The sequence below is a fragment of the Klenkia sp. AC732 genome (genome assembly GCF_979256525.1).
Genome location: NZ_CEEDOS010000201.1, coordinates 1 through 230 on the forward strand (window position 1 = coordinate 1; position 230 = coordinate 230).

The 230-nt window shown below is 75.7% G+C and carries 1 protein-coding gene; it reads right to left on the minus strand.

Translation table 11 applies throughout. The features are described 5' to 3' along the window. Positions 1–230: hypothetical protein (locus tag AC0IVP_RS22280; protein WP_471759326.1), on the minus strand; the 230-nt coding region annotated here is incomplete at both ends.

Below are 230 nucleotides of genomic sequence, written 5' to 3' on the forward strand. Positions count from 1 at the left end.
GAACGCCTGCACGGCGGGGACGTCGGGGGCGTCGAGGAACAGCTGCAGGAAGCGGGGCAGCCGCGGGTCAGCGACGGCGCCGAGGTCGTGGGCGGCGGACTGCTGTCGGGTGGCCAGCGCGAGGACGTCGGCCGCCGACGCGCAGACGCCGTCCTCCCCCTGGTCCGTGCCGCTGTCGAGCACGACCAGCCCGGGTCGGACGTCGACGAGCAGCGGCAAGGACCAGTGGG